The organism is Nocardia noduli, from assembly GCF_019038455.1.
In the GTDB taxonomy this organism is placed as follows: domain Bacteria; phylum Actinomycetota; class Actinomycetes; order Mycobacteriales; family Mycobacteriaceae; genus Nocardia; species Nocardia noduli.
Genome location: NZ_JAFMPL010000090.1, coordinates 1 through 23,360, shown reverse-complemented (window position 1 = coordinate 23,360; position 23,360 = coordinate 1). Strand labels below are relative to the sequence as shown.

Below are 23,360 nucleotides of genomic sequence, written 5' to 3'. Positions count from 1 at the left end.
GAACCTTCGATCAGTCGAAGGGCCCGATACCGGTGAACGGGTTACCGCCGTGCAGATACCAGTAGGTCACGACGGCGGCGACCACCGCGAGCACCAGGACCACGAACGACCCGTATCGGGGGCGGATGGCCCAGCCGCGGTTGCGGTCGAGCGACCAGCGTCCCGGCCCGGTCAGCAGGATGACCACGGCGGTGCCCGCGAGCACGCTCTCCAGTTCGACCCCGGACGGCACGCTGCCGCGATACTGGAAGCCCGGGATCATGCCCTGTTTCCACGCCCACGCGTCGAGGATCACCGCGAGCACCGCGCCCGCGGCGAGCGGTGTCACCAGACCGAGGACCAGCAGTGCGCCACCACCGAGTTCGCCGACGGTCACCAGGACCGCGCAGAGCGTCGCGTGATCCCAGCCGCCGCCCGCCATCATGTCGCGGGTGCCGTCGAGGCCGGGACCGTTGAACCAGCCCGTGAGCTTCTGGAGGCCGTGATAGATGAAGGTGCCACCGACCACGAGACGTAAGACGAACAGTCCGAAATCGAGTGTGCCACGGCGATTGTCGACCGGTCGACGGCGCAGCGACCGGCTCGGTTCGCCCGGAGTGTTCGCGGCCGGGGGGATACTCGCGTAGGAGTAGGCGGCCGTCGCGCCCGCCGCGCCCGCACCGGCACCCGCCGCGGTCGCGCCCGCGGTGGTCGGCGGCGCCGCCGTCGCCCCGGTGCCGGAGGTGTCGGTGGGCTGCGACACGGTCGGCACGTCCGGGCCCGGATCGAGACCGAGTTCGTCGTCGGTGCGCGGCACGCCGTCCGTGGGGACCGTGGTGCTCGGCGTGGGCTCCTTGGTCATCCCGACCCGGGGCAACTGCCCGGTCGGGGAATCGTAGGGGCTGCCGACGCCCTTACCCGTGGACACCGCTTTCTGCGCACCGGCCTGCGGCTCGGTCTGCTCGGATGTGTCCTTCGGCTTATCGGCCACGGCCGTGCCTTTCTGTCGCTCGGTTCCACCGGGCCGGATGGGCGTCAATGGTTCGCTCGCTCCGCTCACAGGAGTCGATGGTTCGCTCGCTCCGCTCACTCACGGGGCATACCCTATGCCGCGCGGTGCGGTCTGACCGCCCGAACGCGACGGCGTGTCAACCACCCCGCGACACCGCGGGACCCGCGACACCCACCCGGGAGGGGCGCGCCCGGCACTATTTCCGTAACGTCTGAGCTATGAGTGTGGTTGTCGTGGGTCGCGTCGCGATGTGTCTGGCGCTCGGTGCCGTCCTGGTGGCCGGATGCGCCCGGTTCGACGATTCGGCGTCGAGCCCGTTCACCCCGGAACCGACGTTCAATCCGGCCGATCCGAAACCCCCGTCGAACACACCGCCGTCGACGACACGACCGAGCGGCCCGTGCATCGATCCCGACCCCGCCGTGGTCGCCACCTGCCTGGACACCACCGGCGGCATCATCGGGATCAGCGAGGGCGCGCTGGTGGCCGAACGCCGCACCGGGCGCATCCTCAAGGTCGTCGACCCGGATACGCCGCCGGTCGAGGTCGCGAAGGTCGATGTCGACGGATCGACCGACGGCGGACTCAGCGATATCGCGCTCTCGCCCACCTACCGCGAAGACGGGCTGATGTACGCCTACATCACCACCGGCAGCGACAACCGGGTGGTCCGCATCGGCGAGGGCGGCTCACAGAAGGACATCCTGACCGGAATTCCCAAGGGGCAGACCGGTAATCACGGCGCGCTGGAGTGGGCGACACCGGATCAGCTGCTCGTACTGACCGGTGACGCGGGCAATCCGGGGCTGGCGTCGACGCCCTCCTCGCTGGCGGGCAAGGTGTTGCGCGTCGACTCACCCGCGCCCGGCGCGTCGTCCTCGATCGTGCTGTCGGGTATCGGCGTCGCCGGTGACCTGTGCCGCGACGGTAAGGACAGCGTCTGGATCACCGACCGCATGCCAGGCGAGGACCGGCTGCAACGCCTCGGCCCGGACGGTCAGGTCAGTATCGGGTGGACCTGGCCGGACCGACCGGGCGTCGCGGGCTGCGCGGCGGCGGTCGACGGTGTCGCCGTCGCGATGACCTCGGCGAAGGCGCTCGCGCTCGCCACGGTCGACGAGAACACCCACGCGATCACCACCGCGCCGAGCCTGCTGTCCCAGGACAAATACGGGCAGCTCGGCGGCGCGACCATCGGACCCGACGGCAGTTTCTGGGTCGGCACGGTGAACAAGACCGATGGACAGCCCGGTCCCAACGACGACCGCGTCGTGCGCATACCGCTGCCGCAGTCCGGCGGAGGCGGCGGACCCGACTAGGCCCTCGGCCAGGACGAAAGGCGCTCACACCACGTGAGCGCCTTTCTTTGTACGCATGCCGAATACCCGATGTCCAACGGTCGCGCGGTCAGGTCGGATCGACTGCGGATCGGTGGGCGCTCACCTTTCGTACAGACCCGGTCCCGATTCGCCGTCGACGGGAAATCGCGATGCCGCGGCGAGGACCGAACTCGGTTCTCCAGGAAACGCCGGTCCTCACTCGCAGGCGGCGATGACCAGTTCGCGGACGCGGGCGGCGTCGGCCTGACCGCGCGTCGCCTTCATGACGTCGCCGACGATCTTGCCCGCGGCGGCGACCTTGCCGGAGCGGATCTTGTCTGCGATATCCGGGTTGGCGGCCAGCGCCTTCTCGACCTCGGCGCGCAGCGCGCTGTCGTCGCTGACCATGCCGAGGCCCTTGGTCTCCACGATCTTCGCCGGATCGCCCTCGCCCGCCAGCACGAAGTCGACGACCTGCTTGGCGACCTTGTTGTTCACCGTCTTGGCCTCGACCAACCCGATGACCTCGGCCACCTGCGCGGGCGTGATCGGCAGATCCTCCAGCGCGACCTCGCGCTCTTTGGCCTTCTCGGTGAGGTAGGCGACCCACCACGAACGCGCCTCGTTGGCGGGCGCACCCGCGTCGACGGTGGCGATGATCAGATCGAGCGCGCCCGCGTTCACCAGATCGCGCATGACCTCGTCGGACAGATCCCAATCGGACTGGATGCGGGCACGCCGCAGCCACGGGTACTCCGGAATGGTCGCGCGCAGTTCCTCGACCCGATCCGCCGCGGGCGCAACGGGTTCCAGATCCGGCTCGGGGAAGTAGCGGTAGTCCTCCGCGGTCTCCTTGATGCGACCGGGCGAGGTCGTGCCGTCGGACTCGTGGAAGTGGCGGGTCTCCTGCACGATGGTGCCGCCGCCCGCGAGCACCGCGCCCTGGCGGCGCATCTCGAAACGCACCGCGACCTCGACGCTCTTGAGCGAGTTCACGTTCTTGGTCTCGGTGCGGGTGCCGAATTCGTTGGCGCCCACCGGCATCAGCGAGACGTTGGCGTCGCAGCGAAGCGAACCCTGTTCCATCTTCACGTCGGAGACGCCGAGCGATTTCAGCACCTCGCGCAGGGCAGTCACGTACGCGCGAGCCACTTCGGGCGCGCGCTCCCCCGCCCCGGTGATCGGCGTGGTGACGATCTCGATCAGCGGCACGCCCGCGCGGTTGTAATCGAGCAGGGAGTGGCTCGCGCCGTGGATGCGACCGGTCGCGCCGCCGACGTGCAGCGATTTACCGGTGTCCTCTTCCATGTGGGCGCGCTCGATGTCGACGCGGAAGATACCGCCGTCGTCGAGCACCACGTCCAGGTAGCCGTTCGTCGCGATCGGCTCGTCGTACTGGCTGATCTGGTAGTTCTTCGGCTGATCCGGGTAGAAGTAGTTCTTGCGGGCGAAACGGCCCCACGGGGTGATCGAGCAGTTCAGCGCGAGACCGATCCGGATCGCCGATTCCACGGCCTTCTCGTTCACCACCGGCAGCGAGCCGGGCAGTCCGAGGCAGACCGGGCACACCTGGGTATTCGGTTCGGCGCCGAATTCGGTCGGGCAGCCGCAGAACATCTTCGTCGCCGTGGACAGCTCGACGTGGACTTCCATGCCGAGCACCGGCTCGTACCGGGAGATGACCTCGGTGTAATCCATCAACTCGGCGGTAAGTGCGCTCATAACCGACAGTCTATGTAAGCCCCGCCATCGCACCGCGCCGACCTCCGGCCGTCGGCGCGCGGCCCTACTTCGGCGGGAAACGCTGGGTCAGCCAGCCGGTGATGTAGGTGAGCACTTCCGGGGAGACGGTGGTTTCGATGGTGCCGTAATCGCCGAGCGCGCCGGTCGCGCTGGGCTGCATCAGATGATTGAGGCCCGGGAAGGTGTGGACGGTCGCCGCCGGGTCACCGGCGAGCAGGTCGCGCATGGGCCGCTCGTTCTGCGCGGGGATCACCTGGAGATCCGTGCCGCCGAAGAACGCCAGGACCGGGATGCGCAGCGCGGAGAGCGCGGGGGCCGGATCGTATTGGATGAGCGCGGCGAAATACGGGGTGACCTGCGCGCCGACCTGGTCGTCGGGAAGTCGCTGGTCCTGCGGCAGGGCGTCGTTGGATCGCTTCAGGAATGCCTTGGCGCCTTCGAGATCGCCCGCCTTCAGCAAGGCGGCCATTTCGGCGCTCTCACCTACCTGCTTGTCGATATCGGCGGTCGACGCGCCGTTTGCCGCCATGATGACCCGGGTCTGTTCGACCAGCACCTGGTCGCCGGGCACCGAGGGGCCCGCCATCAGAATCGCGAAGGCCACGCCGCTGTCGGGCCGCGCGGCGACGAGCGGGGCGAGATAGCCGCCTTCGCTGTGGCCGAACAATCCGACGCGGGCCGGATCGATATCCTTTCGGCCGCGCAGGAAGTTCACCCCGGCTGCCGCGTCGCCGGACAGGTCGGTGTAATTCGCGTCCTCGAGTTTCCCTCCGGTGCCGCCGATACCCCTGTCGTCGGTGCGCAGCACCGCGTAGCCCGCGCGGGTCATGGCGTCGGCGAGCAGCAGGAAGGGTTTGTGGCCCAGCATCTCCTCGTCGCGGTTGTGCGCACCGCTTCCGGTGATCATCACCACCGCGGGGAACGGCCCGCTGCCGCGCGGGGTGGTGAGTGTGCCCGCGATGGTGATATCGCCGTTGCGGTAGGTGACATCCTGGGATTCGTACGGGAACGGCGGTTTCGGCTCCTGCGGTCGCGCCACACCCGCGACCTTCCCCCGTTCCAGGGTCAGCGGAAAAGTCTGGCCGCTCTGCGTGAAATCGCCGGTGATGCGGTCGGATTCGTAACGTCCGCGGAAGACCGGATCACCGGGGATGTCCGGGATCGCGAATTCCACACCGCCACGGTCGGATCGCACGTCCTTCAGCGCCACGGCGAGCAGGCCCTGCGAGGGAATATCGATGGTGGCCGCGCCGTCGCCGGTGAAGCTCACCCCGATCTCGACCGGCTGCCCCTGCACCTGGACCGCCCCGTGCCAATCGCCGGTCGTCGGTTCGGGCGGGTTGGAATCCGACGAGCACGCCGCCACCACCACGGCGGCGACGATGGTCAGTGTCAACGCGATCAGTCGCCGGGTACGCATACCCGCCACGGTACCTACGCCGGGCGAAACGAACAGGTGTGAATCCCCAGCGGTATCGCGGCGCGGGATTCGGCCGGGCGCACGTCGACGGATCGGACCTTCGAACCTGCGAACCTGCCAGCAAGCGTTATCGGGCTGCGCCGTTCGGGTGCGCACCATCGCGAGGTCTCGTGGGATCGCGAAGGAACAGGCGGATCCACGCGTCGACGAGCCAGTCGCGGAAGCGCTCGACGGTCCAATTGCGTTCGCCGACAAGCAGCACCCAGTACTCGGTGGCGTTCATGCTCCAGATGACATCGGCCACATCGTCATCGGACAGGTCCTCGCGCAATTGCCCGGTGCCGCGCAGGTCGGCCGCGAACTCACGCATGTTGGCGGCACGCCGCTCGCCGATCTCGGACCAGATCCGGGCGCACGACGAATCCGTGCTCGCGGCTTCGCGCAGGGCGAGGAAGATCGGCGCGAGCCGCTGTTGGATGGCGACCAGCGCGTCGACGTAGATCGCGATCTTGTCCTCGGCGCCGGACGCCTCGCCTATGGCGCGGACATACTCGCGTTCCCGAGCCGGAACGGCCTGGTCCGTGCCGGAGAGGGCGGTTTCGACGAGTTCTCGGAGCAGGACCGGTTTGCGTCCGATCGACGCGTACACCGTGTCGACGGAAACACCCGCGTCCGCGGCGATCTCGGCCACCGTCGTGGCGGCGTATCCACGGACCACGAACAGATGTCGTGCGGCGCCGAGGATCGCGTGACGTCTGTCGGCCGCCTGTGCCGCGCGTAGCGGTGCGTTGTATCGCCGCTTGCCTGCCTTGACGTTGTCGTTCATCGACGCCTATTCTACCGATATTCGTCCGATACTGATTCGGATGAATTCAGAAGGGATTCCGGCCATGGTGTACGCCTACATTCAAGATGTCCCGATCGGCGAGGAGCTCTACACGCGGATCATCGAAGAGCTCGGTCCGGAACCACTGGCCGGTTCGCTACTGCACCTGTGTGTGCGCCGCGACGACGGCGGCCTGCGCTACATCGATGTGTGGGAATCCGAGGCACACTGCGCCCGCGCATTCCAGGAACGGATCCACCCGGCCGTCGACGCCGCGTTCGCCGGGGCACGGCCGGGCGAACCGACGATCGAACATCTGGATGTCGTGCACGCGACGGGCTCGCTCATCACCGCGCAAAGCACATGAGCAGCGCCGCCGCGTGGCGATATGCCCTCGCGTGCGCGGCGATCGGCGTGACGGCAGCGTGCGCGAGCTCGTCGGACACCTCCGGTACGGCGCAGGTTTCAGCGTCGGCGGATCGGCCCCGCGCCGAAATATGCGGCGACGTCGACCGGATCGAGCAGGCCATTTCGGGATTCGGCGTCGCCGATGTCTCGATCGTCGGCCAGTGCACCACCGTCGCCATCCGGACCGCACTGCCCGACGATTCCTCCGGTGCCGAGACCGCGCGTCGAATCTGTACCGCGGCGGCGACCGTCGCCTACTCGGGCGAGGTCACCGGTATCTCCGTCACGGGGGTCGACGGGTCGGAACTCGCGGTCGGCATCGACGGAGCGCCCTGTATCGGGGACTGAGCTACTACAGCCCGCGCGCGTAGCGGACCGAGGCGGCGATCTCGTTCATATCCAGATCCAGGCTCGGGTCCGCGCGCATCGCTTCCTCGAATTCCCCCATCGCGTCGTCGACCGTCGATCGACGGGCCATCGCGATCAGCTGCCCGCGCATGTACTCGCCGATCGGCATGCCGGTGGCGGACGCGCGGCGCGCGAACCGGTCGAGCACATCGAACGGCATGTCGTAGGAGTGGATCACGGCGACGGCGTCGGTATCGATCACCGGACCGGGCAGGCAGCCCTGCTGTTCGACGAAATCGACGACCGCGTCATCGGGCACCCGCGTCCGCGCGCGAGAGATCAGCTCCCGCCGAACATATTCGGCGGGGCCGAGTCCCGCGCTCCGCGCACGACGGCGCAGCACGTCGGCCGTCGCGGCGGGCAGGTCGTCGAAATCGATGAGTGCCATGGGGACGAGCGTAAACCCGGCCGGATCCCCCGACCAGAGCGGTCCGCGTGTCAGCCGAAGAAAGCTTCCGCTTCGCCGTAACGGCTCTCGGGAACGCGCTTGAGCTGCTTGGTCGCCTCCGAGAGCGGGACCAGCTCGATGCTGGTACCGCGCAACGCGACCATCTGACCGAAACGCTTCGCGTGCACGGCCTCCGCGGCGTGCAGGCCGAATCGGGTGGCGAGAACCCGGTCGTAGGGCGTCGGGCTGCCGCCGCGCTGCACATGGCCGAGCACGGTGGTGCGCACTTCCTTGCCGATGCGGCGTTCGATCTCCGACCCCAATTGCTGGGCGACACCGGTGAATCGCTCGTGGCCGAATTCGTCGATACCGCCCTCGCGCAACGCGAAATCGGATTCCGGCGCGGGATGGGAACCTTCGGCGACCACGCAGATGAAATGTTTGTCGCCGCGCTGGAAGCGCCGTTTGATCAGGGTGCACACCTCGTCCACGTCGAAGGGCACCTCGGGTACCAGGGTCAGGTGCGCGCCCGCGGCCATACCGGCGTTGATGGCGATCCAGCCCGCGTGCCTGCCCATCACTTCGACCAGCATGACGCGCTGATGGGATTCCGCGGTGGTGTGCAGGCGGTCGATCGCCTCGCTGGCGATGCTCAACGCCGTGTCGTGCCCGAAAGTGACGTCGGTGCAATCGATGTCGTTATCGATGGTCTTGGGCACGCCGACCACCGGCACGCCCTCGTCGGACAACCAACTGGCCGCGGTGAGCGTGCCCTCGCCGCCGATCGGGATGAGTGCGTCGATGCCGTTGTCGTCGAGTGTCTGTTTGATGCGGGGCAGGCCCTCGCGCAGGACGTCGGGATTGGTGCGCGCGGTGCCGAGTATGGTCCCGCCCTTGGTCAGCAGCCGGTCGGTGCGGTCGTCGTTGAGGATCTGGATCTTGCGATCCTCCAATAGGCCGCGCCAACCGTCCTCGAAGCCGACTATCGCGTCTCCGTATCGCCCGTTCGCGGTACGAACGACGGCGCGGATGACCGCGTTCAGTCCTGGACAGTCTCCGCCTCCGGTCAAGACTCCGATGCGCATGGCGGATATCTTGCCCCGCCCCGCGTATCCGGGGGCCTGCGGCCCCGTGAACCTTGGGTAACCAGCTGCACTCACCGTGGATCTCCGGATTCGTTCGGTAGAAATGTCGACAGGTTCTGGTCGCGCGCTCCTTCCAGTCTCGATGTCCCGGCGCGTTTCGCAAACCGGACAGACCGGTGCGTCGTAGTCGTGTCCGCGGCGGGCGCGATTCCGCCGGGTGCGCGAGGGCCGGGCCGTATCATCGAATACGGCCGTCGCGGTAGCGGACGCCGGGTGACCGAACAGCATAATCGCACGTCACAGCGCATTATCGGAGCTCGATCGGCCACGGTGACGTGCCGGAACGCCCGGCGGTCCGAGCGGCGTTCCATGGTGATCCACCGGGGGCGAATCGCGCCGGGCCGGGCGATACGCCCTCTTCGAGAATTCGATCAGGGAGGTATCGCGATGAAGGCCCTTCAGTATCGAGAAATCGGCGCGGCGCCGGAATTGGTCACCGTGCCCGATCCGGAGCCGGGACCGGGGCAGGTGCTGCTGAAAGTTTCGGCGGCGGGCGTCTGCCACTCCGATATCGCCGTCATGTCCTGGCCGGAAAGCGAATTTCCGTACCGGCTGCCCCTGACATTGGGCCACGAGGGCGCGGGCACGATCGCCGCGCTCGGCGACGGCGTCACCGGCGTCGCGATCGGCGATTCCGTCGCCGTCTACGGCCCGTGGGGCTGCGGACGGTGCGCGCCGTGCGCGGCGGGCAAGGAGAACTACTGCGTGCGCGCGACCGAACTGGGCATCTTCCCGCCCGGACTCGGCGCGCCGGGCGCCATCGCCGAATACCTGATCGTGGACGACTCCCGCCACCTCGAGCCGCTCGACGGACTCGACCCGGTGCGCGCGGTACCGCTCACCGACGCCGGGCTCACGCCCTACCACGCCATCAAGCGCTCGCTGCCGAAACTCGGGCCGGGCTCGACGGCCGTCGTCATCGGGGCGGGCGGACTCGGGCACGTCGCGATCCAACTGTTGCGCGCGGTGAGTCCGGCGCGCGTCATCGCGATGGATATCAGCGACGACAAACTCCAACTGGCGCGCACCGTGGGCGCGCACGAGACCGTGACTTCCGACGCGAAGGCCGCCGACCGGGTGCGCGAATTGACCGGCGGACGCGGTGCCACGGCCGTCTTCGATTTCGTCGGGGCCGAACCGACCGTCGCCACGGCGGGCGCCTGCGTCGCCATGGAAGGTGACGTGACGATCGTCGGCATCGGGGGTGGCACGCTGCCCGTCGGCTTCGGCGTCATGCCCTTCGAGGTCAGCGTGACAGCGCCGTACTGGGGCAGTCGCGGCGAATTGCGTGAGGTTCTCGACCTCGCGCGGGCGGGGGCCGTCGATGTCCATGTCGAGACGTTCGGGATGGACGAGGCTCCGCTCGCGTACGAGCGATTGCACGCGGGGAAGATCGACGGGCGCGCGGTGATCCTGCCCAACGGGTGATCGCCACGGGGCACGCGATGGCCCCGCGGCGGAGTCAGTAGAGGTAGACGATCGCGTTGTCGCCGCCCGTGCAGGTCACGAAGTCGATACCCGCGGTGCAGTCCATCGTGTACTCGCGCTGGCTGACCGGGCTCGTGGCCGTCACGCTGTGTTCGTCGCCCGCTTGGGCGTCACCCGCCGCCCACCCGTACGCCTCGCGCACCGCTTCCGCGAACGGGCAGCTGGTCACCCGGCTGCCCGTCGCCGAGGCCGAGTAGCGACCGACCTTCGGCTTGGACTGCGCGCAGGCCTGCGCGTCGTCCGGCAGCCGGACCGTACTCGTCGGCAGATCCTGCGCCGGTGCGTCGCCGCCGCCGCGCGCGTGCCAACCGACCACGCCCGCGACGGCCGCGGCGATCGCGAGCACGGCGACGAACAGCAACAGCAGCCGAGGGGTACGGCCGCGAGCGGGTGGTGCGGGCTGGGCCGACCGCGCGACGGCGGCGTCACCCACCCGGCCGAAGTGCGTTGTCGGCGGGGCCGATTGCGTGGAAGGCTGCGGGCGCCCGGCCGGTATCGGGCCGGAGTTCCGAGTCTGCGCGGATCGGACGGGCGGTCGAGGTGGACCGACCTGGCCGGGCCGCGATTCGCGACCGGGGACGGACGACGCCGATCGCCCCGGAAGCCGGTTCGTCGTGGCACTCAGATCGACGGTCGACGGGTCACCGTCGGTCGCCTGCGGTCCCGTCGGGCCCCTGGTACCCGGTGGGCGGTTCCGCGCCAGCGCGGTGAAGTCGACGGTGGCCGCGGCGTGCGGCGCAGCTCCCTGCGCGGTGTTCGGCGCCTGCGCTCCCTCCCGCGGCCCCGTGCCGGGCGAACGCTTCTCCGACCCGACGTTCGGGGCCTGCACCCCTTCCCGAGGACCGGCGCCGGGTGAACGGGTCTCCGACGCGGCGCTGGGTATCTGCGCCCCTTTCCGCGGATCGGTGCCCGGTGAGTTGTTCTTCGACGCGGCGTTGGGCGCCTGCGCCCCTTTCCGCGGGCCCGTGCCGGGAGAACCACTCTCCGAGACCCTCGGGGTTCTGACGGTCGCCGCGGCCGGGGCGGCGGTGGTCGATTTCGCGGTCACCGCGTCGAGATCGACGGTCGGCGCGGACGCGCCCCCGGCCTCGCCTTCGCCCGCCGCGATCGGTTCGCGCGCGTTCGGCGTGCCGGACCCCGCGGCCGCCCCCTCGCGGGGCGCAGGGCCCCGCCCACCCGAATCGCCGCCACCGCTCGGCTCACGCGTCTGTCGCGCGCCGGGGCGGCCCGGTGGGATCGTCGGGTTCGGACCGGATGGGGGTCGCGCGTCGCGGATCCGGCGGGTGGTCGCGTCGGAGGCGCGGGGATCGCCGTGTCCGCCGCCGGTTTCCACGGCAGGGAAGACGACCGTGGTCGGGGCGGGCAGGCCCGGTTCGCGGCGCTGCGACTCCGGTCCGGGTGCCGTCAGGGCGGCGCGCGCCGCCGAGGCCAGCGCGCTCGCGCTGGGATAGCGGTCGGCGGGATCCTTGGCCATGCCGCGGACGACGACCTCGTCCAGCACCGGGGGCAGGCCCGACTGCTTGGCGCTCGGGCGCGGCGGCGGCGTGGTCAGGTGCGAGCGGATCAGGACGTTCATGCCCTCGGCCGGGAACGGCTGTGCACCGGTGAGGCATTCGTAGAGCACGCAGGCCAGCGAGTAGACGTCGGCGGCGCCGGAGACCGGCGCGGTGTCGAAACGTTCCGGCGCGATGTAGTTGTAGGAGCCGACGGCGGTGCCGGTGTCGGTGACGCTCGGATCGCCCGCCGATCGCGCGATGCCGAAATCGGCGAGGTAGGCGAAATCCGACGGCGTCACCAGGATGTTCGCGGGCTTGACGTCGCGGTGCACCAATCCCTCGGTGTGCGCGGCGTCGAGCGCGGCGGCGATCTGCTCGATGATGCCGACCGTGCGGACCGGGCTCAGCGGCCCCTTCTCCTCCAGTACCGACCGCAGGTCGCTGCCGCGGACCAGTCGCATATCGATATAGAGGACGCCGTCGATCTCGCCCCAGTCGTGGATCGGGATGACGTGCGGTTCGGCCAGCCTGGCCGTGGCCTTCGATTCGCGGCGGAACCGCTGCTGGAACACCGGATCCCTCGCCAGTTCGGTCGGGAGCAGTTTCACCGCGACGACCCGGCCCTTCACGGTGTCGTAGGCCTCGTAGACCTCTCCCATTCCGCCTCGGCCGAGCAGTGAGCGAAACTCGTACGGACCGAATCGGGAACCGACCCGCGAATCCGCGTCATCCACCCCGTTACCTCCACCTCGCGGGCGTGGCCGTCCGGAGCGCACGCACGCGTCCACGACCTCACCTACATTGTTCGCTCCCCTGGCGTTTCACGTTTCTCAAGACGAGCATTTGCCCGAGGCCAGTTCACCGAGGTGCTCGGAGACCAGTGCCGCCATCTTGTCCATCGCCGCCATACCGTCGGAGAACGTACCGGAATCCGGTTGGGCCGCAAGCGCGACGGCGATCTGCCCGCGCGCCGTGGAGATCAGACCGAACTGACGGACCAGATATTTTCCCGAAGTGTCCGGACCCCAACCGCCCTTGAATTCGGCGCCGTTGAACGCGCCGAGACCCCAGCGATGACTCGGGACGATCTGTTCCATGAGTTTGACCACGGTGGAGACCCGGTTCAGGCAGGGCAGCCGGGAGGCGAACCGGACCTGGTCGTTCAGTGTCCATTCCGCCTGCCCGAACGACGAGTAGTCGGTGCGGGTACGGGTGGCCGGGATGACGGTCTTGTCGTCGCCGCCTTCGCGCAGCACCGCCTGGACCGCTGAGGCGGCCTCCTGGCCGGAGCCGAGCGCCGCCCACAGCACATCGGCCGCGGCGTTGTCGGATTCGGTGATCGCGGCGGTCGCGGCGAATCCGCCGTTCGCGGAACTGTCGCGGATCGCGGCGATCGTCAACGGCACCTTCATCGTCGACCACGCCGGACCGGTCGTCCAGTCTCCGAACGTGACCACATCGTCGCCGCCGACCGCGACCACGGCCATGCCGTAGTGGCCCTTCATCGAGGCCTGGAACTGCTGGAAACCCGCCGCGAGGGTGCCCGGCAGGGTCATCTCGATCTTCGGTTCGGAAACCGCTGCGGCCTGGGTGATCGTCGAGGACTCGATCTCCTCGACGCTTCCGTTCTGGGCCGCGCACGAGGTGGTGAGCATCAGCGCGAGCGCGCAGGCACCGAGGGCTTTTCGAATACGACTATCGGACATCACTTGACGCATTACTTTCGAGAGCTCCCCACGATACCTGCGTACGTACGGTAACGGGTAACCGTACTCGGGCCGTCGACGGCGCGCGTATCGCGCGCCCGCCCGAGGCCCGACGTCCATCTGTGAGCGGGTACCGCTCGGGGCGTCCCGTCTCGCCCACGCTCCTGGGAGCCCCGCTTCGACACGCACCGAGCCTAACCCGCATTCCGGCGTGTCGGGGTGGGCATTCCGTTCGGAAATATCTCCGCTCCGACACCCGCGGCCCGAACACCGGACCGCGCGACGCGCTCAGTAGATGTAGACCACCGCGTTCTCGCCACCCGTGCAGGTGACGAGCTGTCCCGACGCGACGCAATTCATCGTGTAACTGCGCCCGGTCACCGGGCTCACCGCGACGATCGATCGGGGCGCGCGCGAGGACGTGGCCGCGGCGGATTCGGCGTAGGCCTGCCGAACCGCCTCGGCGAACGGGCAACTCGTCACCTCACTGCCCGTCGCCGTCTGGGCGAAGGAGCCGGGAACCGCTCGACCCGTCGAACAGGATTTCGCGCCCGCTGGCAGGGCGGTCGACGTGGCGGCGGCCGAGGTGGTCGACGACGCGCTCGGCGCCGCGGCCCCACCGGGGGTGGTGCCGCGCGAGACCGCCGAGGTGGTGATCGACCCCGCCTGGTCGACGATGTCCGCGCTCTTGTCCTTCGACGCGAACATCGTCCAGCCGATGACACCGCCGACGGCCAGCACCACGATGACGACCCCCGCGACCAGCATGGGCAGCACGATCGAACGTCGCCGCTCGGGTTCCTGGTAACCGTTCCCGTAGTAGTCGTCGTATTCACCGGGCGCGCCGTAGCCGTCGTTGCCGGGGGCGTAACCCTGCGCGCCGTAGGCGGGTTCGCCCTGACCGCCGTAGCCGTACGCCGCCTGCGGATCGGCCACGTCCTGCGCGTAGAAGCCGCCGGTTCCGTGCGGGTACCCGGGTGAATCTGGCTGGTAGTCCGAATATGCCTGTGCCGCCGGGTAGGCGTCGGGTTCGGGATACCGGGGCTCGTTCGGCGTCTGCTGCCGCGCGCCGTCGTAGTGCTGGGTGGCGGCGACGTGCGGATCGGGATCGTATGCCGCGCCGTACGCCTCGGCGGGGTCGGCGAAGGCATCGTGCGCGGCCGACGGCGCGTAGGGCTGCGGCGCGTCGATTCCGTATTGCCTGGTCTCCTCGGCGGCCTGCGAGAGCGCGCCCGGATCGCGGAACTGCTGCGTCGGCGGCGAGTACGGATCCTCACCGAAACCGTCGTAGTGCTGGGTCTCCGGCGCGAAAGACCCCTGCTGCGCGGCGCTCTCGCCGTACGGCGGTGCACCGTGACCGTACTGCTCCGGATTCCCGCCGTCGTAGCGCTGCGTCTCGGCCGCGAAGCCCCCCGACGGCGGAGCCTCGCCGTATGACCGAGCGTCCGAACCGTAAGCCTGGGCCGCTCCGTCGTAACGCTGCGTCTCGGGCGCGGCGAACGAACCGGAACCCGGTGCGGAATCGCCGAACGCCTGCGCGGCGGGACCGTACGCGTCGGGAACCGCGCCGTCATAACGCTGAGTTTCGGGAGCCGCGAACGAATTCGAACCGGGCGCGGAGCCTCCGTACGCGTGAACGGCAGGACCGTAGGCGTCGGGGACCACACCGTCATATTGCTGCGTCTCGGGAGCCGCGAACTCACCGGATCCCGGAGCGGAATCGCCGTATCCCTCAGCGGCGGGACCGTACGCGTCGGGGACCCCCCCGTCGTAACGCTGGGTCTCCGGAGCCGCGAACGAGCCGGAACCCCCGTACGCCCGAGTCGCGGGACCGTACTCCTCGGCAGATCCGGTCTCGGCGGGGAATGCTCCGGAAGCGGGCGCGTGGGCCCCCGGGGTGGGCACGGCACGCTCGTACTGTTCGGTCGGCGGCGCGAAACCCTCTTCCGGGCGGGGGAATTCCGGCAGACGCTGCTGCGGCATCGCGACGGCGGGTTCGGAGACCGACGGCACCGGCCCGTATCGCTGGGTCTGCGGCGCCGGGTACCGCGCGGGCTCGGGGGTGTACTCCTGCTGCCCCTGCTCGTACAGGTGCGCGTCCGGGAACGGACGGATCGGCACCGGGGGCTCGTTGACCTGCGCGGGGACCGGCGGTGCCGCGTTCTTCGGTTGACGCGACGGCAGCGGTTCGAATTGGAGTTCGGTGGGCACGGCGGTCGCGGCGGTCGGGATGATCGAGAATTCCCCGGTGGGCTCCGGCGGCACCAGCGAACTCAGCGGGGCGGGTTCGGACTGCTGCCCGAAACGGGCCGGGTCGGGAGTGCGGACAACGAAGGTCGGCGCGACCGGAATCGGTCCCGTCAGCGCCGCGCGCGCGGCCTGCGCCAGCGCGACCGCCGTCGGATACCTGTCGCCAGGCGCCTTGGCCATACCGCGCGCGATCACCGCGTCCAGCGCGGGCGGCAGTCCGGCGCGCAACGCGCTCGGACGCGGCGGCGCTTCGGTCATATGCGCCCTGATCAGCACATTCATACTGGCCGACGCGAACGGGGATGCCCCGGTGAGGCATTCGTGCAGCACACAGGTGAGCGAATAGATATCGGCGCTGCCGCTCACGTCACCGACGTCGAAACGCTCCGGCGCCATGTAGATATAGGAGCCGACGGCCATGCCGACCTGGGTGACCGAGCTGTCGCCCTCACTGTGCGCGAGGCCGAAATCGGCGAGATAGGCGAAATCCGATTCGCCGACGAGGATATTGGCGGGTTTGACATCGCGGTGCACGAGCCTGGCGGCATGCGCGGCGTCCAGCGCCGACGCGATCTGATCGATGATGCCGAGTGCGCGTTCGGGACTCATCGGGCCCTGGCCGCGCAGGATCTCGCGCAGGTCGACGCCGGAGACCAGTCGCATATCGATGAACAGGACTCCGTCGATCACGCCCCAGTCGTGGACGGGGATGATGTGCGGTTCGTCCAGCCGTGCCACCGCCTGCGATTCACGGCGGAAACGCACCTGATAGACCGGGTCCTTGGCGTATTCTTCGGGCAGTAGCTTGACCGCTACCACTCGATCTTTCACGGTGTCGTAGGCCTCGTAGACCTCGCCCATTCCGCCTCGGCCGAGCAGCGAGCGCAACTCGTACGGCCCGAACCTGCTGCCGTCCCTCCACCCAGGTCCGTCCACCCCGTGAAACCTCCGCTTCCCGGGCGACGCCGGGTACCCGGTCGTCCTGCCCGTCAAAGACTGGATTCTCCTGGTGCGACCACCCCGTGGTCAAACGCAAAGACGATCGCCGCGGCCCTGTCCCGCAGGTCGAGCTTGCCGAATATGTGTCCTACGTGGCTTTTCACGGTGACCTCGGAGATGCCGAGACCTTTGGCGATCTCCGAATTGCTGCGTCCGCGCCCGATCAGTTCGAGCACTTCGTATTCGCGGGCGGTCAGTTCACCGAGCCGGTCGCCGTCGCGTGCGGAGACCGGGCGCACCGTCCGATAGGCCGACAGCACTCGCCCGGTGACCGACGGGTCGAGCCAGGCGCCGCCCGCCGCGACCGTGCGGACCGCGCGGATCAGATCCTCGGCGGGTGAATCCTTGAGGATGAATCCGGCGGCGCCCGCGCGCAGCGCACCCGAGAGCAACTGGTCGTCGTCGAAGGTGGTGAGCACGAGCACCGGCGGCGCGTCCTGACCGGTGCGCAGCGTCCTGGTGGCATCGATGCCGCCGACCCGCTTCATCCGCAGATCCATCAGCACCACGTCGGGGCGCGCGGTCGCGACCGCGCCCGGAACCTGATCGCCGTCACTGCATTCGGTGACCAGGAATCCGTCCCTGCGGCGCAGGATGCGGCGCAGACCACCGCGAACCAATTCCTGATCGTCGACGACGAGCACGGCGACGGTGTCCACACCGTTGGTCGAGGACACAGTCGTCACTCGTTCTCCTTCTCCAGGGCCACAGTCACTTGCTCTCCCTCGCGAGGGTCACAGTCATGGTCTCCCCGTCATGGTCCCGGTCATGTGTTCTCCCCCGCCGCGATCACGGCCGCGTTGTTCGTCGTATCCCGCTCCGACAGCGGGCACGAGAGCCAGCCACGTGACGCGGTGAGCGGGAATTCGGCGCGCACCGACCAGCCGCCGCCCTCCGGTCCCGCGACGATCCGGCCGCCGAGCAGTTCCGCGCGCTGACGCATACCGGACAAACCCATCCCGCCACCGGCGTCGCGCGGCGCACCGGACGGCACGGAATTGTCGACGACGAGTCGGACCGAGGTGGAATCCACCGTCAGCCGCACCCGCGCGCTCCCGCCCGGCGCGTGTTTCACCACATTGGCCAGCGATTCCTGTCCGATGCGGTAGAGCGCGAGGCCGACGGCGGCGGAAACGGCGCCGAGGTCGCCCTCCTCGGTCCTGCGCACATCGAGCCCGGCGCGCACGAAATCACCGACGAGATCCTCGATATCGCCGATGCCCGGTTCGGGCGCCGATCGGGACGGGCCCGCGTCGAGCAGCCCGATGGTGCGGCGGATATCGGCCATCGCCTGCCTGCCGAGACGTTCGGCGTCGATCAGCGCCTCGACGGCGTCGTCGACGTCGCGGTCGGTCTGCAACGCGTGCCTGGCCGCGGTCAGATGCAGCAGGGTGATGCTCAGTGAATGCGCGATCACGTCGTGCACCTCGCGCGCGATCCGCCTGCGTTCCTCGCCCGCCGCCTGCGCCGCGCGGATCGCCTGACCCTCGCGCTCCTGGTACAGGAATTTGCGCTGGTACTGCAACATCACGCCGACCAGCCAGCCGAGCGCGATGCCGACGGTGTACATGGGCAGACCGTGCAATCGCTCGCCGTCGACACTCCACAGCAGATCTCCCGCCGCGTCGAAGGCGGCCAGTTCCAGCGCCCCGACGACGGCGAACAGGGCGCTCCACCGTTTGGGCGCGATCGCCGCGACCTCACCGACCACGACGACGAGCACGAACGGCGCGAAATCGACCGACACCGGCTGCGCGAGGAATACCGCGGTCGAGCCGAGCCCGGTCACGGCGAGCATGACCGGGGTCGGGGCGATGCCGAAGAAACAGAACAGCGGCACCGTGGCGAAGGCGAGCATCATCGCCACCAGTGGCAGCACGGTGGGGAAATACTCGTGGCGCTGGATCGTCGCCGCGACGCCGACCACGGCGAGCGCGGCGTCGGCGCTGATCATCAGCGAGGGCGGGTAGTCGAACGGCAGTTGTTCCAGATTGGCGCGCAGGGTCGCGACCGGATTACGCGAGAAAGCGACGAATCGGTCGCGCACACTCCCACGCTGCCCGGCGGGTACCGCCGCACGGGCGCCCGCGGTGGCGGGAATGGCGTGGGTCACATCCATACGCCCAGGTTAGTCGTAGCGTCCGGGCGCACGCATCGTCCCGCGAGTGGGCCCCGCCTCCTACCCGGGTAGGAGGCGGATTCGGGTCCCTGGCACGACGACCCGGCCTCGGTCCGGCCGTAGCGTTGAGACATCCCCACCAGGCCCCGAAACGATCCGGGGCACCGCGGACGTCACACGGAAGGTCCGACGCCATGTCTTGGGAAGATCACCACCGCCGTTCCGACATCGTGCACACCGTCCTCGAGCGCGCCACGCTCGACCCGCACGACCCCGACCTGTTCGCCGGCATCCCGGATCTGGATCGCCTGTTCGGCGGACCCACCGGATTGCTGCTCACCCTGCGGCACCGCTGGAACAATCACCTGGCGGCGAAGCTGGATCAGGCGCTCGCGCAGGGACAGTCCGACGCCGAGGCCTATCTCGAACTCCGCGGTGAACAACCGGCACTGCGCGCACTGCTCGACGCCCAGTATGGTCACCGCGACTCGACCGCCGCGGCGATGGCCCGCTGACCAACGAAAGAGAAACGGGGGACCGACGATGCCGGAACCGGCCATGCTGGAACTGTCCGATATCACCAAGCGGTACCGGGTCGGCGGGCAGACGGTCGTCGCGCTCGACGGGATCGGCCTACGGATCGAATCCGGTGAATTCACCTCGATCATCGGACCTTCGGGCTCCGGGAAGAGCACGCTGCTGCACCTGCTCGGCGCACTCGACAGCCCGGACGCGGGGTCGATCCGCTTCCGCGGCGAGGAGATCGGCGCGCTCGACGAGGAGCGTCAGTCCGAATTCCGCAGGCATCGCGTCGGTTTCGTCTTCCAGTTCTTCAATCTGCTGCCGACGCTGTCGGCCTGGGAGAACGTCGCGGTGCCGAAACTGCTGGACGGCACCGGATTACGCAAGGCCAAACCGCGCGCACTGGAACTGCTGGACCGGGTCGGGCTCGGCGACCGGGCCGAACACCGACCGGCCGAACTGTCCGGCGGACAGATGCAGCGCGTCGCGGTGGCGCGCGCGCTGATCATGGATCCGCCGCTGATCCTCGCCGACGAACCCACCGGCAACCTCGACTCCACCACCGGCGCTTCGATTCTCCGACTGCTCGGTGAGATCGCCGCCAACGGCAATTCGGTGGTCATGGTGACCCACGACATGGGCGCGGTGGAGTACTGCGATCGCGTGATCACCCTGCGCGACGGCAAGATCGGGTCCAACGACAAGGTCGACCGGACGGCCGGATCGGGTGCCGACGCGGTGCGCGCATGATCGGGGCCGCCTGGGACCGGCTGCGACTGTTCAATATTCGTGAACTGTTCGCACACCGCGGACGTTCGGCCATGTCACTGGCCGTCATGGCTATCTCGGCCGCGCTGCTCGTCGCGGTGCTCAGCATCTCCGGTTCGGTGACCGGATCGGTGGACCGGCTCACCAAGGCGTTGGGCGGTAAGGCCGAACTGGAGATTACCGGCATCACCGACGCGGGTTTCGACCAGTCGCTGCTCCCGGCCGTCGCGGCCACCCCCGGCGTCGACAAGGCGGTGCCCATGTTGCGCGCGCAACTCGGCAGCGGCGCCGACCGGGCGCTGCTGATCGGCGCGGACGCGAATATGGGCGCGCTCGGCAGCGAACTCGCAGGCCCGATGTCCGCGCAGATCGGCAAGTTGTTCGCGGTGCCGAACGGGGTGCTGGTGGGCGCGGCGATGGGCAGAGCCGAAGGCGAGAGTTTCCCGCTGGGTTCCGGAACCGTCACGGCGGCGGGCGTTCTCGACGAGGACACCTCGGCCGAACTCAACGGCGGTCATATCGTCGCCGCCCCGCTCGGGCTGGCGCAGAAGCTCACCGACCGCGTCGGCCGCCTCGATTCGGTGCAGATCGTCGCCGTCGACGGCACCGATATCGGTGCGCTGCGCGCGCGACTGACCGAGGTGGTCGGTGGCCGCGCGGTGGTAGCGGATCCGAGTCTGCGCACCGTCCAAGCGGGCGGCGCGATCCAGATCGTGCGGTATTCGACGCTGATGTCGTCGGCCGCCGCGTTGATCGTCTCGGCGTTCCTCATCTACAACGCCATGAGTATGGCGATCGCCCAGCGCAGACCGATGCTGTCGCTGCTGCGTGCCATCGGAGGCAAACGCGCGCCGATGGTGCGCGATCTGCTGGTCGAGGCGGCGCTGCTCGGTGTGCTCGGCGGCGCGATCGGCGCGCTGATCGGCGTTTTCATGGGCCGAGTCGCGATCGGACGACTGCCCGCCGCCATCATGCAATCGGTCGAGGCGCGCACCGAGTACCTGGTGCCCGGCTACGCGATTCCGGTCGCGGTGGCCGCCTGCGTGGTGGCCAGTGTGTCCGCCGCGGGCATCGCCGCCAGGCAGGTCTACAAGGTCGAGCCGATCGAGGCACTGGTACCGGTCGGTGTCGGCACTTCCGACGTGACGCGGCCCGCGCTTCGTTGGATCGCGATCGTCGTCGGTATCGCCGCGACCGTCGCGGCTGTCGCCATCGCCGAAACCGATCTGGGCCGGGTGTCGCTGGCCTCGATCTCCCTGTCGTTCAGCGCGGCGGTGGTGCTCTGCTTCGCGGCCACCGGGCCGATCGTGCGGGCCGCCGCCGCCATAGCCCGCCTGTTCGGCGCACCGGGCGCGCTCGGCGCGACCACCCTGGAGCGGGCGCCGCGGCGCGTGTGGGCGACGGCCATGACCGTCATGATCGGGGTCGCCGCCACCGTCGCCATGGGCGGGGCTTCACGCAATATGGTCGAATCGGCCACCGTCACGTTCGAGGAACTGGCGAAAACCGATATCTTCGTCAGTCCGAGCGCCATGGAACAGTTCCCGACCGGGCCTCTGCTGCCGACCGGGCTCGGCGAGAAGATCGCGGCGCTGCCCGGGATCGAAGAGGTGAGCCCGGCGCAGATGGCCTTCGCCACCCTCGGCAGCGGACGGGTCATGTTGCAGGGCCTGCCCGCCGAAAGCGGCGATATCCGAGTCGCCGCGGTCGACCGTTCGCTGCTTCCGCGCATAGCGGCCGGCGAGGGGGTGGTCGTCTCCCGCGATGTCGCGCGGTCGCTGGATCTGGCACCGGGGTCGCCGGTGACGCTGCCGACGCCGACCGGAGCCCACACCGTCGAAGTGCTCCAGGTGATTCCGTACTTCAGCGCGGTCGCGGGTGTGGTCATCATGGATCTGGACCAGCTGCGGCAGTGGTATCAGCGGCCCGGCGAGACGATCCTGTCCATCGACCTCGAACCCGGGGCCGATCCCCAGGCCGTGATCGCCGATATCCGGTCGATCGCCCCGCCGGAGATGCACATCGACACCGGGCGGGCCGCCGTCACCGCCATCTCCTCCGGCGTGCGCCAGGGCTCGGCGATGAGCACAGCCATTTTGTGGATCGTGGTGCTCGTCGCGACCGTCGCCCTGCTCAACACGCTCATGCTCTCGGTGCTGGAACGCCGCCGCGAACTGGGGGTGCTGCGCGCCATGGGCACCGGGCGCAAATTCCTGCTGCGGTCGGTGCTGGCGGAGGCCGCGGGTATCGGAATCGTCGGCGCGGCACTGGGTCTGGCCGTCGGCACGGCGGTTCAATACCTGGCGACCGTCGCGATCGGGCACGCCATGACCATCGATATCGTCTACGCCCCGGGACCGCTGATCCTGATCTACGGACTGGCGGCGCTCGGCCTCGCCCTGCTCGGATCCATCCCGCCCGCGCTGCGCGCCGCCCGCATGCCGATCGTGGAGGCGTTGGCGGCGGACTAGACGGCGTTCGCCTCGCAATGCACCAGCACTCGGTGCGCCGACACCGGATGCGGTGGCCACCGAGCGGGCGTGGGGAAGAAGGGGGCCGCCGTCCTCTGTGGGCCGCTCCGCGGAATACACCGGCGACCTGCTGGACTCGATGCGCTCACAGAGGGGCGGCGGACCACCATTCGGCGATATCCACGTCGGCGGAGGGTTGCAGGGATTGCGGACTCTTCGACGTGCCGCGGTGGCTGATGTAGAGGAGGTAGTCGGCGCGGGCCGGATCGTCCTCGAAACTGATCACCATCTTCGCGGTGTAGAAGTACGGCTGCAACGGGCCGGGCGGGTCGGGCACGATCCACCCGTGACGGGTGTGGCGCGAGCCGCTCTTCAGACCGGGTGTTTCGGTGTGCGACGGCAGCGCCGCGACCGTCGCGCGCGCCGCCGCCGGGGACCGATAGCCGAGAATCGTGTAGCTCATATAGCTCTGGTCGTCGATCACGCGATCGCACTGCCACGCGATGGTCCACGAACTCGACCGCATCGGTTCGTCTCTCGGGACGAACCCGTCGTCCGGCTCGTAGGCCGTACATTCGGCGTCCTGGTACCCCTCCCCCGCATCGACGCCACCCGGAGGCAGCAGCCGGGGGAATGCCCGCGTACTCGCCGTCAGCGGATCCGCCGCCCCCGAAGGCGTGACCGCACGCGGACCCGAGGTCGCGGGCGACGCCGCGGTATCGGAGGACTCCTCACCACCCATCACCACCGCGAGCAACGCCACCACCGCGACCACTACCGCCGCGACGGCCACCGCGAGCACCCCGATCAGCGCTCCCGTCATCCGCGATTTCCGCTGACCCCCACCATCCTGCGACGGCGGATACCCGACGGGTGGGCCCGCTCGATACCCC

The 23,360-nt window shown here is 69.2% G+C and carries 18 protein-coding genes and 1 pseudogene; 7 read left to right on the top strand and 12 right to left on the bottom strand.

What is annotated here, in order from left to right; translation table 11 throughout:
• Nucleotides 1-10 precede the first annotated feature (10 nt).
• Complete coding sequence (locus tag JZ792_RS31840) at nt 11-970, bottom strand: DoxX family protein (RefSeq protein WP_308165532.1); 960 nt, start codon at nt 968-970, stop codon at nt 11-13.
• Between the two features lie 239 nt (nt 971-1,209).
• On the opposite strand from JZ792_RS31840, the gene JZ792_RS31835 reads away from it, so the two are divergent.
• Nucleotides 1,210-2,310, top strand: a complete 1,101-nt coding sequence (locus tag JZ792_RS31835) for a PQQ-dependent sugar dehydrogenase (RefSeq protein WP_216916526.1) — start codon at nt 1,210-1,212, stop codon at nt 2,308-2,310.
• Between the two features lie 216 nt (nt 2,311-2,526).
• On the opposite strand, the gene gatB is transcribed toward JZ792_RS31835, so the two are convergent.
• The 3 genes from gatB to JZ792_RS31820 form a co-directional block, all read right to left on the bottom strand.
• On the bottom strand, nt 2,527-4,032 hold the full coding sequence (gene gatB, locus JZ792_RS31830) for an Asp-tRNA(Asn)/Glu-tRNA(Gln) amidotransferase subunit GatB (protein WP_216916524.1): 1,506 nt from the start codon (nt 4,030-4,032) through the stop codon (nt 2,527-2,529).
• Nucleotides 4,033-4,096: 64 nt separating this feature from the next.
• The gene (locus tag JZ792_RS31825; RefSeq protein WP_216916522.1) at nt 4,097-5,473 is read right to left on the bottom strand and encodes an alpha/beta hydrolase family protein; all 1,377 of its coding nucleotides are present in this window, start codon (nt 5,471-5,473) and stop codon (nt 4,097-4,099) included.
• A 127-nt stretch (nt 5,474-5,600) separates the two neighbouring features.
• Nucleotides 5,601-6,299 (bottom strand): TetR/AcrR family transcriptional regulator, encoded by a 699-nt coding sequence (locus tag JZ792_RS31820; protein ID WP_216916520.1) that lies wholly within the window; start codon nt 6,297-6,299, stop codon nt 5,601-5,603.
• A 40-nt stretch (nt 6,300-6,339) separates the two neighbouring features.
• Here JZ792_RS31820 and JZ792_RS31815 point away from each other — a divergent pair, with 40 nt between their 5' ends.
• Nucleotides 6,340-6,666, top strand: a complete 327-nt coding sequence (locus JZ792_RS31815; RefSeq protein WP_216916518.1) for a hypothetical protein — start codon at nt 6,340-6,342, stop codon at nt 6,664-6,666.
• Nucleotides 6,663-7,055 carry a hypothetical protein gene (locus JZ792_RS31810; RefSeq protein WP_216916516.1) on the top strand — a complete coding sequence of 131 codons (393 nt, stop codon included), beginning with the start codon at nt 6,663-6,665 and terminating at the stop codon, nt 7,053-7,055. The genes JZ792_RS31815 and JZ792_RS31810 overlap by 4 nt, the downstream gene beginning before the upstream one ends.
• A 4-nt stretch (nt 7,056-7,059) precedes the next feature.
• Here JZ792_RS31810 and JZ792_RS31805 read toward each other — a convergent pair whose 3' ends face one another.
• Together JZ792_RS31805 and JZ792_RS31800 are read right to left on the bottom strand one after the other, a co-directional pair.
• Nucleotides 7,060-7,503: a hypothetical protein gene (locus JZ792_RS31805; RefSeq protein ID WP_216916514.1), complete on the bottom strand. Its 444-nt coding sequence runs from the start codon at nt 7,501-7,503 to the stop codon at nt 7,060-7,062.
• Nucleotides 7,504-7,553: 50 nt separating this feature from the next.
• On the bottom strand, nt 7,554-8,588 hold the full coding sequence (locus tag JZ792_RS31800) for an ATP-dependent 6-phosphofructokinase (protein ID WP_216916512.1): 1,035 nt from the start codon (nt 8,586-8,588) through the stop codon (nt 7,554-7,556).
• A gap of 447 nt (nt 8,589-9,035) precedes the next feature.
• On the opposite strand from JZ792_RS31800, the gene JZ792_RS31795 reads away from it, so the two are divergent.
• Nucleotides 9,036-10,076 (top strand): NAD(P)-dependent alcohol dehydrogenase, encoded by a 1,041-nt coding sequence (locus tag JZ792_RS31795; RefSeq protein ID WP_216916510.1) that lies wholly within the window; start codon nt 9,036-9,038, stop codon nt 10,074-10,076.
• Between the two features lie 34 nt (nt 10,077-10,110).
• Here the strand turns inward: JZ792_RS31795 and JZ792_RS31790 are convergent, their stop codons facing one another.
• From JZ792_RS31790 to JZ792_RS31770, 5 genes are all read right to left on the bottom strand, one after another.
• On the bottom strand, nt 10,111-12,366 hold the full coding sequence (locus tag JZ792_RS31790; RefSeq protein ID WP_308165531.1) for a serine/threonine-protein kinase: 2,256 nt from the start codon (nt 12,364-12,366) through the stop codon (nt 10,111-10,113).
• Between the two features lie 96 nt (nt 12,367-12,462).
• Nucleotides 12,463-13,338, bottom strand: a complete 876-nt coding sequence (locus JZ792_RS31785; RefSeq protein ID WP_254190643.1) for a serine hydrolase family protein — start codon at nt 13,336-13,338, stop codon at nt 12,463-12,465.
• Nucleotides 13,339-13,626: 288 nt separating this feature from the next.
• A complete protein-coding gene (locus JZ792_RS43585) occupies nt 13,627-16,524 on the bottom strand; it encodes a serine/threonine-protein kinase (protein ID WP_438804412.1) in 2,898 nt (965 codons plus the stop codon).
• 53 nt (nt 16,525-16,577) lie between these two features.
• A complete protein-coding gene (locus JZ792_RS31775) occupies nt 16,578-17,231 on the bottom strand; it encodes a response regulator (RefSeq protein WP_216916538.1) in 654 nt (217 codons plus the stop codon).
• A gap of 122 nt (nt 17,232-17,353) precedes the next feature.
• Nucleotides 17,354-18,706: a sensor histidine kinase gene (locus JZ792_RS31770; RefSeq protein WP_216916508.1), complete on the bottom strand. Its 1,353-nt coding sequence runs from the start codon at nt 18,704-18,706 to the stop codon at nt 17,354-17,356.
• 194 nt (nt 18,707-18,900) lie between these two features.
• Between JZ792_RS31770 and JZ792_RS31765 the strand changes: the two genes are divergently transcribed.
• The 3 genes from JZ792_RS31765 to JZ792_RS31755 are packed head-to-tail and all read left to right on the top strand — an operon-like array spanning nt 18,901 to nt 22,467.
• Complete coding sequence (locus JZ792_RS31765; protein WP_216916506.1) at nt 18,901-19,221, top strand: hypothetical protein; 321 nt, start codon at nt 18,901-18,903, stop codon at nt 19,219-19,221.
• 28 nt (nt 19,222-19,249) lie between these two features.
• Nucleotides 19,250-19,978: an ABC transporter ATP-binding protein gene (locus JZ792_RS31760; protein WP_109528097.1), complete on the top strand. Its 729-nt coding sequence runs from the start codon at nt 19,250-19,252 to the stop codon at nt 19,976-19,978.
• Entirely contained in the window at nt 19,975-22,467 is a 2,493-nt protein-coding gene (locus JZ792_RS31755) for an ABC transporter permease (protein ID WP_216916504.1), read from the top strand. Before JZ792_RS31760 ends, JZ792_RS31755 begins: the two co-directional genes overlap by 4 nt.
• A 145-nt stretch (nt 22,468-22,612) precedes the next feature.
• On the opposite strand, the pseudogene JZ792_RS31750 reads toward JZ792_RS31755, so the two are convergent.
• Nucleotides 22,613-23,360, bottom strand: a pseudogene (locus tag JZ792_RS31750) (hypothetical protein); the annotation flags it as partial.

Coding starts and splice junctions, on each gene's coding strand:
- JZ792_RS31835 (WP_216916526.1), top strand. CDS start 1,210: ATGAGTGTGGTTGTCGTGGGTCGCGTCGCGATGTGTCTGGCGCTCGGT.
- gatB (WP_216916524.1), bottom strand. CDS start 4,032: ATGAGCGCACTTACCGCCGAGTTGATGGATTACACCGAGGTCATCTCC.
- JZ792_RS31825 (WP_216916522.1), bottom strand. CDS start 5,473: ATGCGTACCCGGCGACTGATCGCGTTGACACTGACCATCGTCGCCGCC.
- JZ792_RS31820 (WP_216916520.1), bottom strand. CDS start 6,299: ATGAACGACAACGTCAAGGCAGGCAAGCGGCGATACAACGCACCGCTA.
- JZ792_RS31815 (WP_216916518.1), top strand. CDS start 6,340: ATGAATTCAGAAGGGATTCCGGCCATGGTGTACGCCTACATTCAAGAT.
- JZ792_RS31810 (WP_216916516.1), top strand. CDS start 6,663: ATGAGCAGCGCCGCCGCGTGGCGATATGCCCTCGCGTGCGCGGCGATC.
- JZ792_RS31805 (WP_216916514.1), bottom strand. CDS start 7,503: ATGGCACTCATCGATTTCGACGACCTGCCCGCCGCGACGGCCGACGTG.
- JZ792_RS31800 (WP_216916512.1), bottom strand. CDS start 8,588: ATGCGCATCGGAGTCTTGACCGGAGGCGGAGACTGTCCAGGACTGAAC.
- JZ792_RS31795 (WP_216916510.1), top strand. CDS start 9,036: ATGAAGGCCCTTCAGTATCGAGAAATCGGCGCGGCGCCGGAATTGGTC.
- JZ792_RS31785 (WP_254190643.1), bottom strand. CDS start 13,338: ATGTCCGATAGTCGTATTCGAAAAGCCCTCGGTGCCTGCGCGCTCGCG.
- JZ792_RS31770 (WP_216916508.1), bottom strand. CDS start 18,706: ATGGATGTGACCCACGCCATTCCCGCCACCGCGGGCGCCCGTGCGGCG.
- JZ792_RS31765 (WP_216916506.1), top strand. CDS start 18,901: ATGTCTTGGGAAGATCACCACCGCCGTTCCGACATCGTGCACACCGTC.
- JZ792_RS31760 (WP_109528097.1), top strand. CDS start 19,250: ATGCCGGAACCGGCCATGCTGGAACTGTCCGATATCACCAAGCGGTAC.
- JZ792_RS31755 (WP_216916504.1), top strand. CDS start 19,975: ATGATCGGGGCCGCCTGGGACCGGCTGCGACTGTTCAATATTCGTGAA.